The organism is Verrucomicrobiota bacterium, assembly GCA_016200005.1.
Classification (GTDB): domain Bacteria; phylum Verrucomicrobiota; class Verrucomicrobiia; order Limisphaerales; family PALSA-1396; genus PALSA-1396.
Map to the genome: position 1 here is coordinate 1 of JACQFP010000040.1, position 15,007 is coordinate 15,007.

Below are 15,007 nucleotides of genomic sequence, written 5' to 3' on the forward strand. Positions count from 1 at the left end.
AATTTGCTCGGATGCCGTGGGCTTGGGCTGCGTTTTTTTACTCATGCCCACGAGCTTAAAAAGTCTTGCAGCGGATGTCCCGACAAATCTACTTAGCATTTATCCATCAATAGCTTCTAACTGAGGATGCATGTCCGCTGGTGCGAAGACAACGTAGCTGGAAAATGAAAAGAGAAGGTATCCGGCGACCGTGAGCACGTTGATGCGTATCTTTTCTGTGACCCCATTCCTCAAGACTTCTCCTTGAGAAAAAACGTAAACGTAGGGCATCCAATTATTGTAAGGACCAACAGCGCTACCGCAGTGTTCACAGAACCAAGAGCCGGGAGGCTGAGGTGTGAAACATTTGTGGCAAAGCGGAGTAGCGTCGGCTTGCTGGACGGCTTCTTCGATCTCAGGACTCCAAGGGTCGGATTTAACGGGTGCTTGTCGAATCCAAGTGAGTAATCGTCGTGCGGCAAAATAGATGACAACAGCAGCAATGAGTAAATGCCCGGCCTTCATGGTTTCATGAGGAGAATTACAGCTTCACAATTACTCTCTTGGACATCTCCTGTAAAGGTGGTCACTGGCGAGTTTGTCACTTTTCAAATTCTTCGCGCAGAATTTTTGCGGCGGCGGATTCGTTGCCAAGCTTTTGATATGCCTCATCCATGCTGACGACCGCGCCGGAGCCGGGCGCAAACCCGCAATCAGGGTTCAGCGTAATTCGCTTCGCCGATAAAAACTGAAGTGCCTGTTTCACGCGTTGGACGATGGTTTCCACGGAATCAACCTGCCCCGGCGCAACGCTCACACAGCCCAGCCCAATTTCAAAATCCTCGCGCAGCTTTTTGAACACAGCCATGTCACCCGCGCCGGGTGCGGTGAACTCCATCGTCAGATGCTGGACCTTCAGCCGGTTCAACTGCGCGAGAATTGGATCGTAACCGCCTTGAAATTGCGCCTCGCCGCGGACTCGCGCCCCGGCGCGACGACATAAGTGGACCGCGAGTTTGAGGCCGCTGATACCGCTCACAAGTTCATTGACCATTTCGACAGAGAAATCCGCCGCGGCGTCCGCGTTGTCATATTGCTTGCGCACTTGCGGATCGACGAACAGACAAAGATGTGGGTCATCGATCTGCGCGACGTCAGCACCAGCCTGACGAATTAGATCCAGTTCACGCCGGAGAATCGGAACACAGTCGCGCACGAAATTATCGCGGTTGGGGTAAGCCTTCCTCGACTTTTCCGGATGCCACAATCTTTCCCCCAACAGCGCGGGTGACGGCAACGTGGCTTTGATCTTTTTCGTTGTGACGGACTTCAGAAACGAGATTTCGCGGGCGATGAAGCCGGGCGTTTTAGGTGACAGCTTGTCAACGACGATTGTCCAAGGCCGCCCATCCTGGGGGTTGTAGCCCAGCTCGAAGCCGTGCGCGAGTTCGGCGATGACGCCGATGTAGGATTTGCGCCGCCACTCTCCGTCAGTCACCACGTCCAGTCCGGCGTGTTCCTGCAACGCGACGATGTAACGAATCGCCGCGTCCATTTCCTTCGCGTATTGCTCAGGCGAAAGTGGTGGACGATCGTTGATGAGGTCGAGGACGAATTGTGAGCGCGGCATTGAGCCGACAACAGACGTGGGGAAAAGCAGTTTACTCACGCGTCACCCCGGCCAGAATTGTTGGGCCAGCTCGAAATCCTGTTGCGTGTCCACTTCCATGTAATTACCAGGAGTGTCGGCGTGCGCCATTTTCGCGCCGGCCTCAATCATTTCCTGAAACAAGTGGATGAGGTAAGCCTTTTCAAAAACCGTCGCCTCGCGAAACGGTTTGCCGGCAAACCGCTCGCGGCAGCGTTGATGGTGTTCTTTCAGAATCGCCGCGCCTCGTTTTGAGAATTTCGCCATGCCGGTGTATTCGCCGTAGGCATCGCCCGTTTCGATTTCGCGATGAACGCGCGTGACGCAACCATTGGCAACGGTCACCTTTTCGGCGTCATCCGGCGGATGATTGGTTCGATGCTGGTAACGCTCCAGCCACACTGTGTCTACCGACAACGCGATGTCTGCCGGATTCGCGAGCAAACGTTTCACCACGTCGGCGGTGAACAGAATATCCGAGTAACAGCAAATGAACGGTTCATCCATCAGATCCTCGGCGTGCATGAGCGAGGCGAGAATGTTGTTGTGCTCCCAACCCGTATTGTGGCGAAACGTGAACTGCGGATACTCGGCGCGCACCTTGTCGATCTGGTATCCGCCAATGAAACATAAGTCGGTGATGCGGTTGGCCGCGAAGGCTTCCAATCCCCAGTCAAGCAGGCGTTTGCCCTGAACTTCGGCAAAACACTTGGGTGTGTTGGCCGTGGTGGGCATGAGGCGTCGTCCGCGCCCTGCACCGATGATGATGGCTCTCATGGGTGGTTTTCATTATGGGATTTTTCGCCGCATCACAAATAAAAACGAAGTGTTGCCCGGTGGCTGTTCCGTCGGGATGATTTATCGTTGCAACCGTTGCAATTCCCGCGGCGGACAGTTCGACGCTCGTCCGATCGGGCTGTTAGGAATCGTCGAAGCCGGCTTTGACCTTGCCAGTCCCTGACTGAAGTTTTAGATTGCGATGGTTCATGTGGTCGCTGCTTAAAGAATGTCTGCGGTACGCCAGACAGAACAAGAAATGGTGGCTCGTGCCGCTGGTCGTGGTGCTGCTGGTGGTCGGTGCCGTTCTCATCTTCGCCGCCGGCTCCGGGATAGCTTGGGCGCTCTACCCGTTCATGTGATTCATGTCCGCGCCGCACCATGTCCTCGGCATTTCCGCCTATTACCACGATGCCGCCGCCGCCTTGCTTCGCGAGGGCGCAATCGTCGCCGCCGCGCAGGAAGAACGCTTCACCCGCCGGAAAAACGATCCTGATTTCCCGCGCCAGGCCAGCCAGTTTTGTCTCCGCCATGCCGGCTTGAACCCGGCGCAACTCGACGCCGTGGTTTTTTATGACAAGCCGGTCCTGAAGTTCGCGCGCCTGCTGGAAACCTATCTCGCCGTCGCGCCGGGTGGTTGGCGCACCTTCCCCACCGTGCTTGCGAACTGGTTGAGTGAAAAACTCGACGTCCGCAAAGCGATCCACGAAGCGTTGCCCGGCCTGCGACCTGATTGCAAAATTTTGTTTACTGAACACCATCAGGCCCACGCGGCCAGCGCTTTCTACCCGTCGCCCTATGACGAGGCGGCCATTCTGACCATCGACGGGGTGGGCGAGTGGGCCACCACCACGATCGGTCATGGGCGCGGGAGTGAGATTCAATTGTTGAAAGAGTTGCGCTTCCCGCATTCACTAGGCCTGCTCTACTCGGCGTTTACCAGCTATTGCGGTTTCCGCATCAACTCCGGCGAATATAAGCTCATGGGTCTCGCGCCGTACGGCGAGCCGAAGTACGCCGACGCGATTCTGCACGAATTGCTCGACCTCAAGCCCGACGGCTCGTTCTGGCTGAACCTCGATTACTTCAACTTTCTGCGCGGCACCACGATGACCAACGCGCGCTTTCACCGGCTCTTCGGCGGCCCTCCGCGCCGACCCGATGACGCAATCGAAACCCGACACATGGACGTGGCGCGTTCCATTCAGAGCGTTACGGAAGAAATCATGCTGCGTCTGGCACACCACGCGCGCGCGGTTACCGGTCAGACAAATCTCTGCATGGCCGGCGGGGTTGCGCTGAACTGCGTTGCGAATGGCCGCATACTGCGGGAAAAGATTTTTGACCGCCTCTGGATCCAGCCCGCTGCCAGTGACGCGGGCGGCGCGCTTGGAGCGGCGTTGGCCGCCTGGCACTTGCGCGACCACGGCAACGCGGTCGCGGCCGGCGGCAGTCAACAACCCAAGGTGGATGCCATGCAAGGCGCGCTGCTGGGGCCCGAATATTCGAACGACGAAATCGAGCAAACCCTCCGAGCGCACCGCGCGGTTTATGAAAAGCGAGACACCGCCGCACTGCTCGATGGCACTGCCGATTTGCTGAAAGCGGAGAAGGTCGTCGGCTGGTTTCAGGGCCGCATGGAATTCGGACCGCGCGCGCTGGGCAACCGCTCGATCCTGGGCGATGCCCGTTCCCCGCGCATGCAGTCCGTGATGAATTTGAAGGTCAAATTCCGCGAATCATTCCGGCCCTTCGCGCCCGCGGGGCGCCGCGAGCGCGTGGCCGACTATTTCGACCTGGACTGCGCGTCGCCATACATGTTGCTGGTGGCGCCGCTCAAAGCCGGGTTGCGCCACCCGTTGCCGTCCGGTCTCAAGGGGCTTGAACTGCTGAAGGCATCGCGCTCCACGCTCCCGGCGATTACGCACGTGGATTATTCGGCCCGCATCCAAACGGTGGAGCAGGAATACAATCCGCTCCTTTATGATCTGCTGCTGCGTTTCGAACGCGCGACCGGTTGCGGCGTGCTGGTGAACACGTCGTTCAATGTGCGCGGCGAACCCATTGTCTGCACGCCTGACGACGCCTACCGGTGCTTCGTCAACACGGAAATGGATTACCTTGTGATGGGCAACTTTGTTCTCGATCGCATCGCGCAACCGCACCGGCGCGCCGAACGACGGGTCCAGCCGCAGCTCGATTGAACGCTGCGTGGCACCACCTCAAAGACGTTGGGACAATGCAAGACTCTTGAAACTGGAACTGAAAGAAGACCCGAAGGAATGGCGCAAGAGCGCGTGGTTGAGCGCGCTCGGAGTGGCGCTGCTCAGCACACTGTTATGCTGGCGGCGCATCCTGCCAGCCGCCGCCTGGTTTGTGTTGATCGCGCTGCTCGCGTCGGTTGCGGTCAGCGCCTGGTTGCGGCCGCCGTGGTTTCGGGGCTACTACCGGCTATCGACCCGGCTGGGTTTTGGCGTCGTGCGATTGGTCGGCCACGCGGTTCTGGTGGTTTTATTCTTTCTGCTTGTGACACCGCTGGGCTTGGCGTTGCGTCTGCTGGGCAAGGACCTCTTGCGGCTCAAGCATCCCGGCGACACGGCCACAAACTGGAACCCGAAAAAAGAGTGCAGTCCGCTGGATCGACTCTTCTGAGGCGGCGAGGTGAACCGCGGCTCGCAGTGACTTGGATATAATTGCCGGAAAGGCAGCTTCTCGCGGCGGCAAACTTTAATGGCCAAAACGTGCGCTCCTTCCTAGAATCGCTCCGGTGAAATCCGGGGCCAACAATTCGAAATCCAAACGCGGCCGTGGGGCGGCAAAATCGCCGCAGCGTGCGGAAACGCAACGCGAGGCGCTGCGTGAGCCGGCCCATCCCCTGTCGGCCCGGCGGGTGTGGTTCTTCCGCCTGTTGCTCGTCTTGTTCCCCGTGTTGGCGCTGGGCTTGTTGGAAATCGGGCTGCGGCTCGGCGGCTATGGTTATCCGACGGGGTTTTTCAAGGAGGTACGATCCGAGGGGCGGACGTTTCTGATCGACAACGAAAAATTCAGCCAGCGGTTCTTCCCACCGGAACTGGCGCGCTGGCCGGGCAGTTTCAAGTTTGACGCCAAGAAACCCGCCGGCTTACGGCGCATCTTTATTTTCGGCGAATCCGCGGCGATGGGTGATCCGCAACCGGCTTACGGCGCGTCGCGCTACCTGGAGGTTTTGCTGCGCGAGCGTTTTCCCGGAGAGAAGTTCGAGGTCATCAACCTCGGCATCACCGCCGTCAACTCCCACGTCATCCTGCCCATCGCCCGGGAATGCGCGAAACATCAGGGCGACCTCTGGATCATATACATGGGCAACAACGAAATGGTCGGGCCATTTGGCCCGGCCACGGTGTTTGGCTCCAGCGCGATGCCGCTGGTGTTGGTGAAATTCATGCTGGCCGTTCAGCAGACCCGCGTGGGCCAGATGTTCGTTTCCTGGTCGCGTCATCTGGGAGGCAAAAGCAAGAACACGACGTGGGGCGGCATGCAGATGTTTCTGCAAAACCAGATTCCACCGGCCGATCCGCGCAAGGAAACGGCCTATCGAAATTTCGCGCGCAACTTGCAGGACATTGTAGCGGTCGGTCTGGACTCCGGCGCCAGGATTGTCCTCAACACTATTTCGGTGAACTTGCGGGACTGTCCGCCGTTCGCCTCGTTGAGCAACCAAAACCTGCCGGCGGCCGACCGGGCGCAGTTTGACCACCTCTATGCGGAGGGTTTGTCGTTGGAAAAGCAAGTGAGTTTCGCGGAAGCGACGCGACGCTTCGAGGCGGCGGCCCGGATTGACGCGCAGTTTGCCGAGCTGCAATTTCGCTGGGCGGCCAGCCTCCTGCAGTTGACCAACGCCGTTGCTGCGCGCACTCACTTCCAACTGGCGTGCGACACGGATGCTCTGCCATTTCGCGCCGACTCGCGCATCAACGAATTGATCAAGGAAGTGGCGCAGGCGACAGCGGGGCGTCACTTGGTTTTGTGTGATGCCGAAGCGGCGCTGGCGGCTGACAGCCCTGTGAAGATTGCCGGTGACGAATCGTTTTTCGAGCACGTCCATTTCAATTTCGACGGCAACTATCGGTTGGGGTTGGCGTGGGCGGAACAAGTCGTTGGTTTGCTGGCGCTGCCGACCAACTCCGCGGCGTCCGCCGTGTGGCCGGCGCAAGCCAGGTGTGACGAAGACCTGGGTCTGACGGATTGGAATCGCGAGTTTGTGCTGCAGTCCGTCCTCCGCCGCATGAACAGTCCGCCACTGAGCAGCCAGTTCAACAACGCCGCGCGCCTCCAGGTCGTGCAGGCCCAGGAGTCGGTGCTCCAACGACGCAACGCGCAACCCGGGGCAACCGCGCAGGCGCTGACGGTGCTCAACGCCGCGATTCGCCGCGCGCCCGGTGACCATTTCCTCTACGAAGGCATGGCGAATGTTCTGGAGGCGGTTGGGGACCCGAAGAACGCGATTCTGGCTTACCGCGAGTTACTCAAATTGCTGCCGCATGATGCCTATGCGTCCCAGCAAATCGGCCGGCTGCTCGGTGAGCAGGGGCAGCCGCAACAAGGCGAGCCATTCCTGCGAACGGTCACGCGGCTGCGGCCAAGCTCGCCAGACGGCTGGCGTGAACTGGGCGTGGTTCTGGCCGCGCAGGAGAAATTCCCTGACGCATTGGAGTGCCTGCGGCGCGCCGAACGACTTTCTCCGCAGGATCCGGACAATGTCTGTTACACCGGCAAGATCCTGGCCAAGATGAAACGGCGGGCGGAGGCCATTGCGCATTACCGTCGCGCCATCCAGATGCGCCCGGACTTTTGGGAGGCGCACTTCGAGCTCGCGTCCGAGCTGGCTTGGGAAAACGAAGTTGCCGAGTCCATCCGGGAGTATTTGGAAGCTCTGCGGATCAATCCCCGTCACGCGGTAAGCCATGTGAATCTGGGCGTCATGCTCGTGCGTGAGAACCGGCACGCCGAAGCCATCCAGCAGTTTGAACAAGCCTTGGTGCTGGATCCGAATAACGCGGCGGCGAAGGATTACCTGCGCCAGGTTACCGAATTGCGCAACCGGAACAAATAGCCGGCCGCCAAGTCATCGCGAGCGGACGAACCGCTGTGGTGCGGATTGTTGGTGGCCCAGTCGAGACAAGCTTTGTGCTCGGAAATTATTTTTGAAGGGCCGTGTCATGCCCTCGGGTGTTCGGGCGAATCAGCGCGTCGGTAACCTCCGGATGCAGGACGCAGTTTTCAAACCGGGCGGCTTGCGCCAACGCCAGAAGCGCTTGGAATGCGTCATTCGTGGAGGGGCGCGGGCCGCGGTTGCGCCAGTAATCCAGAATGGCCTGGTAGCCGGCGGGTTTTTGGATGATGGCTGGAGCGGAGGTCGAGCCAATTTTTTTCCACGGCCACCACGCCCAGCCGATATTGGCTTGCTCGGCGTTGCGCACGACGTCGCGAAACCAATCGTTGGAGTTCTCGCCGGATTCGCCCAACCACACGGGCAGATTCCATTGGTTGCGCTTGTCCACCCAGGGTTGGAGCGATGCGGCGGTGGGTGCGTCCCAGTATTTGTGGAAACTAATGACCAGGTTGGCATCCCACGGCGGGAGGAGGCCGTTGTAATTTCCGCCCCAGCAATTGCCGGCGAGGAAAATTATGTGGTTCGTGTCCACCTGGCGGATCGCAGTCGTGATGTCCATCAACAGTCGCCTGAGCGGTGCGTTGGACTGGTCCGAACAGCCACCCACGTTGGTCTGGTTTTCGAAGGTCCAATTCGGTTCGTTGATGAGATCGTAGCCGCCAATCCATGCCTTGTTGGCGTAACGAGCTGCGATCTGTCGCCAGAGGGCGATGAGCGTGGCGCGGTTCGCCGGGCTTTCCCACAGCGAGGGCGCGGGCGGGTTGTAATCGCAAATCGGTTTGTCATGACCCTGGCCACCCGGACAACCGTGCATATCGAGGATCAGAAAAATGTGGTGCGTTTCGCACAAAGCCAGCAGCGCGTCCACGAGTTGGAAGCCGCCCTCGAGCCAAGTGTTTTGTCCGGGCATTCGCTCTTGCTCGACGGGCAACGTGAACAGGTTGTAATGCATCGGGAGGCGAATGGAATTGAAGCCGGCCCCGGCCAGGGCAGCCACATCCGGCTCGCGGATGTAATTCGTGAGCCACGACGCGTAGAAGACCGCCATGTTGTTCGTGCCCACGAGTTCGGCAATTCTTTGTTTCAACTGCTGTTGGTTGTCCACGATGCCGGATGCGTCCAGCATGTAAGGCTCTTGCAGCATCCAATTGCCCAGGCCCATGCCGCGCAACACCACGTTCCGCCCTTGCGCATCCACAATCTGTTTGCCTGAAACGCGCAGCCAACCGCCGGTTAAATCCCGCTGTCGAGTGACCTGGATGTAATTGAAATTTTGCCCGCCGATCTGAAAATCCACCCGCAGCAACCGGTGCCCGGCGCGCAGCACGAGATTGCTGACGGCCACGGTCTGCCAGGCCTGCCAGCCCCCGGTCAATGGCGTCACGACCGAGCAAAGCGGCAAGCCGTCCAGCGCCACTTGGATATTGCCCGAGCCGTTGGCCGAAGCGACGCGGAAGGCCAGTTGGTAAACGGCGGTCGTCGGCACGGTCATCGTGTAATTGAGCCATTCGCCTGAAGCGATCCACCCGACGTTGTAGCCGCCGCCCGTGTCGGACGTCGCTTCAATGTCCACGTCGTCCTTCCGATACACGCCGCCGGTGTTGCCGGGTGTATTGTCGTAAAAGGAAACCGTGGGACCTTTGGCGTCGTAAGCCTCGGCCTCGATCCGTCCGGGAACCGGTATGGGGCGAACCACCTGTGCGCCGGCAGGGAGAACGGCAACCAACGCCAGGCCGAGCACCGCGCAGAGGCTCATCAAGCGCAAGCCCGCCTTCATCCGGTTCAACCCTGTTTCGAAAAAGCGCGTATTGGCGCGGGCTGTGGATCGAATGCGATTGATCATGTGTAGAACGGCAAGTGACCACCCTGGTCGCCCAGGTGACATGGGGACAACTCTGTCTGTGATCTCATTGTTTAATGGCTCGTAAGAACCTCCACAATCATGCGGGCAACCGGAGAGGCCGTCATCCCTCAAAAGGGGGGTGGGGATTTTCTGGTCGTGTGCCCTGCGATGAGATAACTGGATGTTCAATTGATCAACCCGGTCTGGAGGCGCCGACCGGCAAGGTTGGCGATGATTACGTACAGAAAATAATTACGGCGACGGGAAAGCTCAACGCCCGAGGCGCACCGCGCGTTGAATCATCTGAGGCTGAAGCGCCGGTGCCTTTGTCACTGACTTCACATTGCGGCCTCGCTTCGGGCGTTACAAATGAATGATGCCGCGTTGGAGGGCGGCAGTGACGGCTTCGGTCCGGTCGGCGACATGGAGCTTGCCGAGGATGTTCTTCAAATGGTCTTTGACCGTGAACTCGCTGATCTTTAGTACGTTTGCGATTTCCTTGTTCGCCAGTCCCCGGGCCACTTGCTGCAGCACCTCCATTTCGCGCGGCGTGAGCTCCTCGAACATTTTCCTGGCAGCGAGGCGGCTGGCGATCTCCTGGGGAATCCAGCGCTGGCCCGCAGCCACGGCGCGCAGCGCGGGAATCAAGCTTTCGCGTGTGGAATTCTTCAAGACGTATCCCCCTGCCCCCGCAGACAGGGCCTTGTGGATGTCGTCGTCCCCGCCAAAAGTCGTCAGCATCAGGATGCGTGCGGCGGGAAACTGATGGCAAATCTCGCGGGTCGCCGTGATGCCGTCTTTATGCGGCATGCGCAAATCCATCAACAGGAGATCCGGTTCGAGTTGCTTGAACAATTCCACCGCCTGTGCGCCATCGGCCGCTTCGCCCACCACCTGGAGATCGGGTTGGGTTTCCACCAACGCGGTCAGGCCCATGCGCACCACATAATGGTCGTCGGCGATGAGGATGCGGATTTTTCCCTTCTTCATGGATGAGTCAGGACCTGATTGCGGACCAGTTCAGCATCCGGTGGCTGATCAATGGGAATCGAAACCTGAATGGTTGTTCCCACGCCGGGTGTGCTCGTGATGGCAACCTTGCCACGCAACCGGTTAATCCTTTCCGTGATGCCGAGCAATCCAAAGTGGCCTTCGCGCGGGCCGGCTTGTTGACCCACGGTGAACCCAGCGCCGTTGTCGGTGATGTCGAGGATGACGTTTCGCGGCCCGTAATCCAAGGCCATCGTCGCCTGCGTCGCCTTGGAATGTTTGATGATGTTGGTGAGCCCCTCCTGCGCGACGCGCAAGAGATTTTCTTCGATGATCTCGGGCAGCGGACGCACTCGCCCCGTGGACGTGACAGCCGCCTGAAGGCTGGTATCGTCCGTCAATTGCTGACTGATTTTGAGCAACAGGCCGGGCAGGTCAATGTGTTCCGGCGACCGGGATCGCAGATCCCAGACCGAGCAGCGCACCTCCGCCTGACTTTGCGTCACCAGATTCCGCGCGAGTTCGAGATGATGATTGGCGCGTGCGCCATCACTGACGGCAAACTTGGCCGCGGTGTCCATTTGGAGCGCGATGCCGGTCAGGGTTTGCTCCAGTGTATCGTGTAGTTCCTGGGCCAGCCGGGTTCGCTCGCGGAGCACCGCCTTGAATTGCAGTTCGGCTTCCTGCCGCGCGGTGATTTGCAGTTTCAGTTGTTCCGTTCGTTCCTTGACGCGCTCCTCGAGCCGGTCGTTGGCGTGTTGCAATTCGATTTGCGCCAGTTCCTTTTCACCCACCATGACTCTGAGGGCGGAATTCTTTCGCGAGATCACCACCGTCCAGGCCACCGCGAACAACAGCACGACAATCAGCATCGCCAGGCCGATGACCAGTCGCCGTGGCGTCCACCAGCTTGGCCGCTCCAAAACGCGAACATTTTTTTCAGACGGCAGCAGGACTTGCAGCGAGCGGAGTTTTCCGTCCGGCTCAATTTCCGACATGCAGACGCCGGTCACTTCCACCGTGCTGCCGGGCGGCAATTCCGTGAGGAGTGTGGGTTCCTTCGACGAGGTTTCGGATTCAGCGGAAAAAAGCAGGTTGGACCGCTGCAACATCAAAACGGTTTGGAGGTGTGTCCCCTCGCCGGCCCGATCCGACCGCCAGGTCGTTACGCGATCGAGCAACTTGCCCTGAAACGTGATGAGGGCGGCGTGATGGAGACCCGCCTGCAGTTCCTCTGCGGAAACCGTCCGGGGCTGCACTGGGATTTGCGAGTCGCTGCTCTTGTGGAAAACGGCGTCCTGCAACACGGGCAGAAAATGTTCGAAATCGGGAAACCCAACGGCTTCAACTCTTTCACCTACGGTCAGTCTCTCCACCTGCCGGCTCCGTACATGCAAGCCGCCAGTCGAGTCCTGTAGGAAGAAATCCTCGCCCAGCCTTTGGAGAGTCACGACGCCCGTGACATGAACGCGTTTGCCGGGGTCGTGATCCTTCCGGTACTGCGCGATGCTGTTCAGAGGCACCGTCGGCTCCTTGAAGGGCGTGCTTGATTCGGTTTCCTCCACCATGAAATCTTCCAGCAACGGGGCGAAGACCTTCATGGTGGTCATCTGTCGCAACTGGGCATTGAATGACACAGCGGCGGTGCCCCGGACGCGCACCCGGCTGGCAACCAATTTCTGGAGGTCGCCAGGCCCGGGCGGGATTTTGGCGAAGACCCGCAGCCGAAATCCCCCGGACATCAAATCAACCGCCCGCAGCCCATTCTCCACTTCGACGGCGCGCACGATTCCGGTGATCTCAATCCTCTGACCGTCCTCAACTCCGGACATCAATCGTTCGATCGAGACCCGTCTGGCCTCGGGCAGCGGCGCCGTGCCCAATCGTCGCCAACGGGGTTGGCCGATGCAGGGGGCAAACGCGCCCGGATGACTGATACCTGAGACCTCCACAAGCTCCCCCGGCAGCGGTTGCCGCGGGCTGACGTTGTCAACGAACACCCCGCCGGAGGCGTCTTGAATGAAGAATTTCCCATTCCAATACTTCTCGGCCGCCGTCACAACTCCGTTGACCACGACGGGGATGCCCTGCTGGGCGCGTTCGGCTGGCAGCGCCAGCACCTCGGCCGCTGTGGTCAACACCAGGTTGGTTGACTGGCCAGACACCACCGGCGCCGCCCAACACCACCAGAGTACGCCGACCACGCCCCAAGGAAGACAAAGTTGCGAGCAGCCGAATTGCGTGACGTTCTCTTTCAAACAGATGTGAAGTTTTTAGCCCGGCTGCTTCAGGGAGTCCACAGGTTTCGGCAAGGGCGCGCCGCCCCCCTCTTAAGAGGGATGGCAGCCACGGCGGGAGAATTTACGATTCACAACTAGAAAATACATGTTGATCGCGCGTCACAAACAAGGCAGATTATCTACCTGAACAGAATGCTCACTGCACAAACATGCGGTCGAGGCGGTTTGAGGCATAGCCTTACCTGCCAGCATAAAAATGCATTTCGTCCGGAAGACGGCTTCAAACAATCAATGCAACAAGAAAACAACCCCCCAAAAAATATGCGTATGAAAACACGATACCCCATGCGAGCATTGCTCGGCGTTGGTTTGCTCTTCGGAGCCGCCCACGCAGTACTGGCTGACGACACCGTCACCTTTCAGGTGGACATGACCCGATACACCAACAGTGCAGGGGCGCAGGCTGCGACGCTTGTTGACGTCCGTGGCGCTTTCAACGGCTGGAGCGGCGGACCTGGAGCGACGCTTGTGAACAACGGAGCGAACGTCTATACGAATACGTTTGCTGTCGTCGGCACCAATGGCGAAAAATTTCAATACAAGTTTACCTTTTCCACCTGCGCTGGCACCTCATGGGAAGACAACAACCCGCCGCCCGGTGCCGGACAGCCTCCCGATGAAGGCAACAACCGTGTGCTCCAACTGATTGGCGGAGCGCAGACGCTGCCGGTGGTTCCGCTTTATGCTCCCAGCGTGACGACTCCGATAAATCTGGTCAACGCCAACATCGCGTTTCGGGTGGATATGACGGAGCAAGTTCAACTTGGCAACTTCATCCCCAGTTCCGGCGTGGACACCATCCGCGTTATAGGAGCCCCTGCAGCGATCGGCGGTTGGGCGGGCGATGGTGTGGATCTGACCAACAACCCGGCGTTGTCGGGTGACGTGAGCAATGTTTACTCGGCTGTGGTCACCATTTGCGGCACCCCCGGCACTCCTGGCGGCGAATTTAAATTCCGCATGAATGGTGGTTGGGAAGATACATCCATCAATGACAACCGAAATTTCAATTTCACCGGAGCGGACCAAGTTCTGCCGATTTATTTCTACGGTGATCAGCCCATTGGCCCACAGACCAATGGCAATATCACGTTTCAGGTGGATATGACCCCGCAGGTGATCACCGGCGGCTTCACCAATGGAGTGAGTGCAGTGAGACTCTCTGGTAACATAAATAATTGGCCTGGCGGCGCGACCGGTGGCGAACTCTTAACCAACAACCCGGCCCTCTCCGGCAATGCGAGCAACATCTATTCTGGGACAATTCCATTACCGGCGAACACCAGTTCTACCGTCGGCAATTGGTCCAGGTACAAGTTCCGCGCGGACGGCGGGTGGGAATCGGCGGCGATCTACGGCGTCGGTGGGAACAAAGACCGCCGTTTCTTCATAACTGGCGGCGATCAGGTGCTTCCGTTGGTAACCTACAACGACGCGTCGCTGTGCGATGTTGTGCTCCAGCCTACCACTGTCACCTTCTCCCTTCATTTGACGAACGGCACCCCGGACAGAAATGGTGTCCCCTTCGACAAGGTGAACGACAAGGTTTACTTCAATGCTGAATTCCTTGGGTGGCCGACGTGGGATACGAACCTGCCTGAGATGACCAACAATCCGGTGGGCAGTGATTTTTACGAGCAGACCTTTGTCCTCTCCGGCGGAACTTCTCGTCGCTTGCAGTTCAAGTTCGGTCTCGCTGACCCCGCCAGCCCCAGCGGCACCCACGGAGGCGTCGACAACGAGACGGGTTTTCAGCAGGACCATGTCAAGTATATCCGCACGTTCGCTTCGACCGCCACCATCACGGCGGAATTCGGAACGAACTTCCTTGCGATCCTGCAGGAACCTCAATTTGGCAACCTGGTGGCTGGCCCACCCTCCGGCGGCAATATTCCGATCACCTGGCTGGGCGGCCCGTGTGTGACGTTGCAGACCCGGTCCAGTCTCACGACGGGTTCATGGACGGACCTCCCGGCGACGGACGCCACCGTTTCAACCAATTGGCCGAATTCGGGCAGCCAGCAGTTCTTCCGATTGCAAAAGCGACCGTTACCATAAAACTAGAAATGCACTCGTTTCTGTCCGCCCAACATCTGTCATGCGCAACCAAAAATCTGCCTTCACGCTGATTGAATTACTCGTCGTCATCGCCATCATCGCCATCCTGGCGGGGCTGCTGCTGCCGGCGTTGGCCCAGGCAAAAATCAAGGCTCAAGCCATCATGTGCATGAACAACACCCGGCAGATCATGCTGGCCTGGCAGATGTACCTCGGCGACAACAGCGACCGCATCGTCATGAGTTATCATGGCGGCGCAG

The 15,007-nt window shown here is 59.0% G+C and carries 12 protein-coding genes; 6 read left to right on the top strand and 6 right to left on the bottom strand.

Annotated elements, in window-relative coordinates; genetic code table 11:
* Positions 1-99: 99 nt before the first annotated feature.
* From HY298_14630 to HY298_14640, 3 genes are all read right to left on the bottom strand, one after another.
* Positions 100-504, bottom strand: a complete 405-nt coding sequence (locus HY298_14630) for a zinc ribbon domain-containing protein (protein MBI3851491.1) — start codon at positions 502-504, stop codon at positions 100-102.
* Between the two features lie 76 nt (positions 505-580).
* On the bottom strand, positions 581-1,648 hold the full coding sequence (locus HY298_14635; GenBank protein ID MBI3851492.1) for a cobalamin-independent methionine synthase II family protein: 1,068 nt from the start codon (positions 1,646-1,648) through the stop codon (positions 581-583).
* Positions 1,649-1,651: 3 nt separating this feature from the next.
* Complete coding sequence (locus HY298_14640; GenBank protein ID MBI3851493.1) at positions 1,652-2,404, bottom strand: phosphocholine cytidylyltransferase family protein; 753 nt, start codon at positions 2,402-2,404, stop codon at positions 1,652-1,654.
* Positions 2,405-2,613: 209 nt separating this feature from the next.
* Here HY298_14640 and HY298_14645 point away from each other — a divergent pair, with 209 nt between their 5' ends.
* The 4 genes from HY298_14645 (at position 2,614) to HY298_14660 (ending at position 7,496) form a co-directional block, all read left to right on the top strand.
* Positions 2,614-2,766 (top strand): hypothetical protein, encoded by a 153-nt coding sequence (locus HY298_14645; GenBank protein MBI3851494.1) that lies wholly within the window; start codon positions 2,614-2,616, stop codon positions 2,764-2,766.
* Positions 2,767-2,769: 3 nt separating this feature from the next.
* The gene (locus HY298_14650) at positions 2,770-4,608 is read left to right on the top strand and encodes a carbamoyltransferase (GenBank protein ID MBI3851495.1); all 1,839 of its coding nucleotides are present in this window, start codon (positions 2,770-2,772) and stop codon (positions 4,606-4,608) included.
* A gap of 46 nt (positions 4,609-4,654) precedes the next feature.
* Positions 4,655-5,056 (top strand): hypothetical protein, encoded by a 402-nt coding sequence (locus tag HY298_14655; GenBank protein ID MBI3851496.1) that lies wholly within the window; start codon positions 4,655-4,657, stop codon positions 5,054-5,056.
* 115 nt (positions 5,057-5,171) lie between these two features.
* On the top strand, positions 5,172-7,496 hold the full coding sequence (locus HY298_14660) for a tetratricopeptide repeat protein (GenBank protein MBI3851497.1): 2,325 nt from the start codon (positions 5,172-5,174) through the stop codon (positions 7,494-7,496).
* A gap of 85 nt (positions 7,497-7,581) precedes the next feature.
* On the opposite strand, the gene HY298_14665 is transcribed toward HY298_14660, so the two are convergent.
* The 3 genes from HY298_14665 to HY298_14675 form a co-directional block, all read right to left on the bottom strand.
* Positions 7,582-9,399 (bottom strand): cellulase family glycosylhydrolase, encoded by a 1,818-nt coding sequence (locus tag HY298_14665; protein ID MBI3851498.1) that lies wholly within the window; start codon positions 9,397-9,399, stop codon positions 7,582-7,584.
* 363 nt (positions 9,400-9,762) lie between these two features.
* Positions 9,763-10,389 carry a response regulator transcription factor gene (locus HY298_14670; protein ID MBI3851499.1) on the bottom strand — a complete coding sequence of 209 codons (627 nt, stop codon included), beginning with the start codon at positions 10,387-10,389 and terminating at the stop codon, positions 9,763-9,765.
* The gene (locus tag HY298_14675) at positions 10,386-12,647 is read right to left on the bottom strand and encodes a hypothetical protein (GenBank protein ID MBI3851500.1); all 2,262 of its coding nucleotides are present in this window, start codon (positions 12,645-12,647) and stop codon (positions 10,386-10,388) included. Before HY298_14675 ends, HY298_14670 begins: the two co-directional genes overlap by 4 nt.
* A 309-nt stretch (positions 12,648-12,956) precedes the next feature.
* On the opposite strand from HY298_14675, the gene HY298_14680 reads away from it, so the two are divergent.
* The gene (locus HY298_14680; protein MBI3851501.1) at positions 12,957-14,747 is read left to right on the top strand and encodes a hypothetical protein; all 1,791 of its coding nucleotides are present in this window, start codon (positions 12,957-12,959) and stop codon (positions 14,745-14,747) included.
* Between the two features lie 40 nt (positions 14,748-14,787).
* The coding region (locus HY298_14685; protein ID MBI3851502.1) for a type II secretion system protein at positions 14,788-15,007 on the top strand (220 nt) is incomplete at its 3' end.

Bases quoted from the DNA above. Each gene is read 5' to 3' on its own strand.
- HY298_14630 (MBI3851491.1), bottom strand. From the start codon at position 504: ATGAAGGCCGGGCATTTACTCATTGCTGCTGTTGTCATCTATTTTGCC.
- HY298_14640 (MBI3851493.1), bottom strand. From the start codon at position 2,404: ATGAGAGCCATCATCATCGGTGCAGGGCGCGGACGACGCCTCATGCCC.
- HY298_14645 (MBI3851494.1), top strand. From the start codon at position 2,614: ATGTGGTCGCTGCTTAAAGAATGTCTGCGGTACGCCAGACAGAACAAG.
- HY298_14650 (MBI3851495.1), top strand. From the start codon at position 2,770: ATGTCCGCGCCGCACCATGTCCTCGGCATTTCCGCCTATTACCACGAT.
- HY298_14665 (MBI3851498.1), bottom strand. From the start codon at position 9,399: ATGATCAATCGCATTCGATCCACAGCCCGCGCCAATACGCGCTTTTTC.
- HY298_14670 (MBI3851499.1), bottom strand. From the start codon at position 10,389: ATGAAGAAGGGAAAAATCCGCATCCTCATCGCCGACGACCATTATGTG.
- HY298_14680 (MBI3851501.1), top strand. From the start codon at position 12,957: ATGAAAACACGATACCCCATGCGAGCATTGCTCGGCGTTGGTTTGCTC.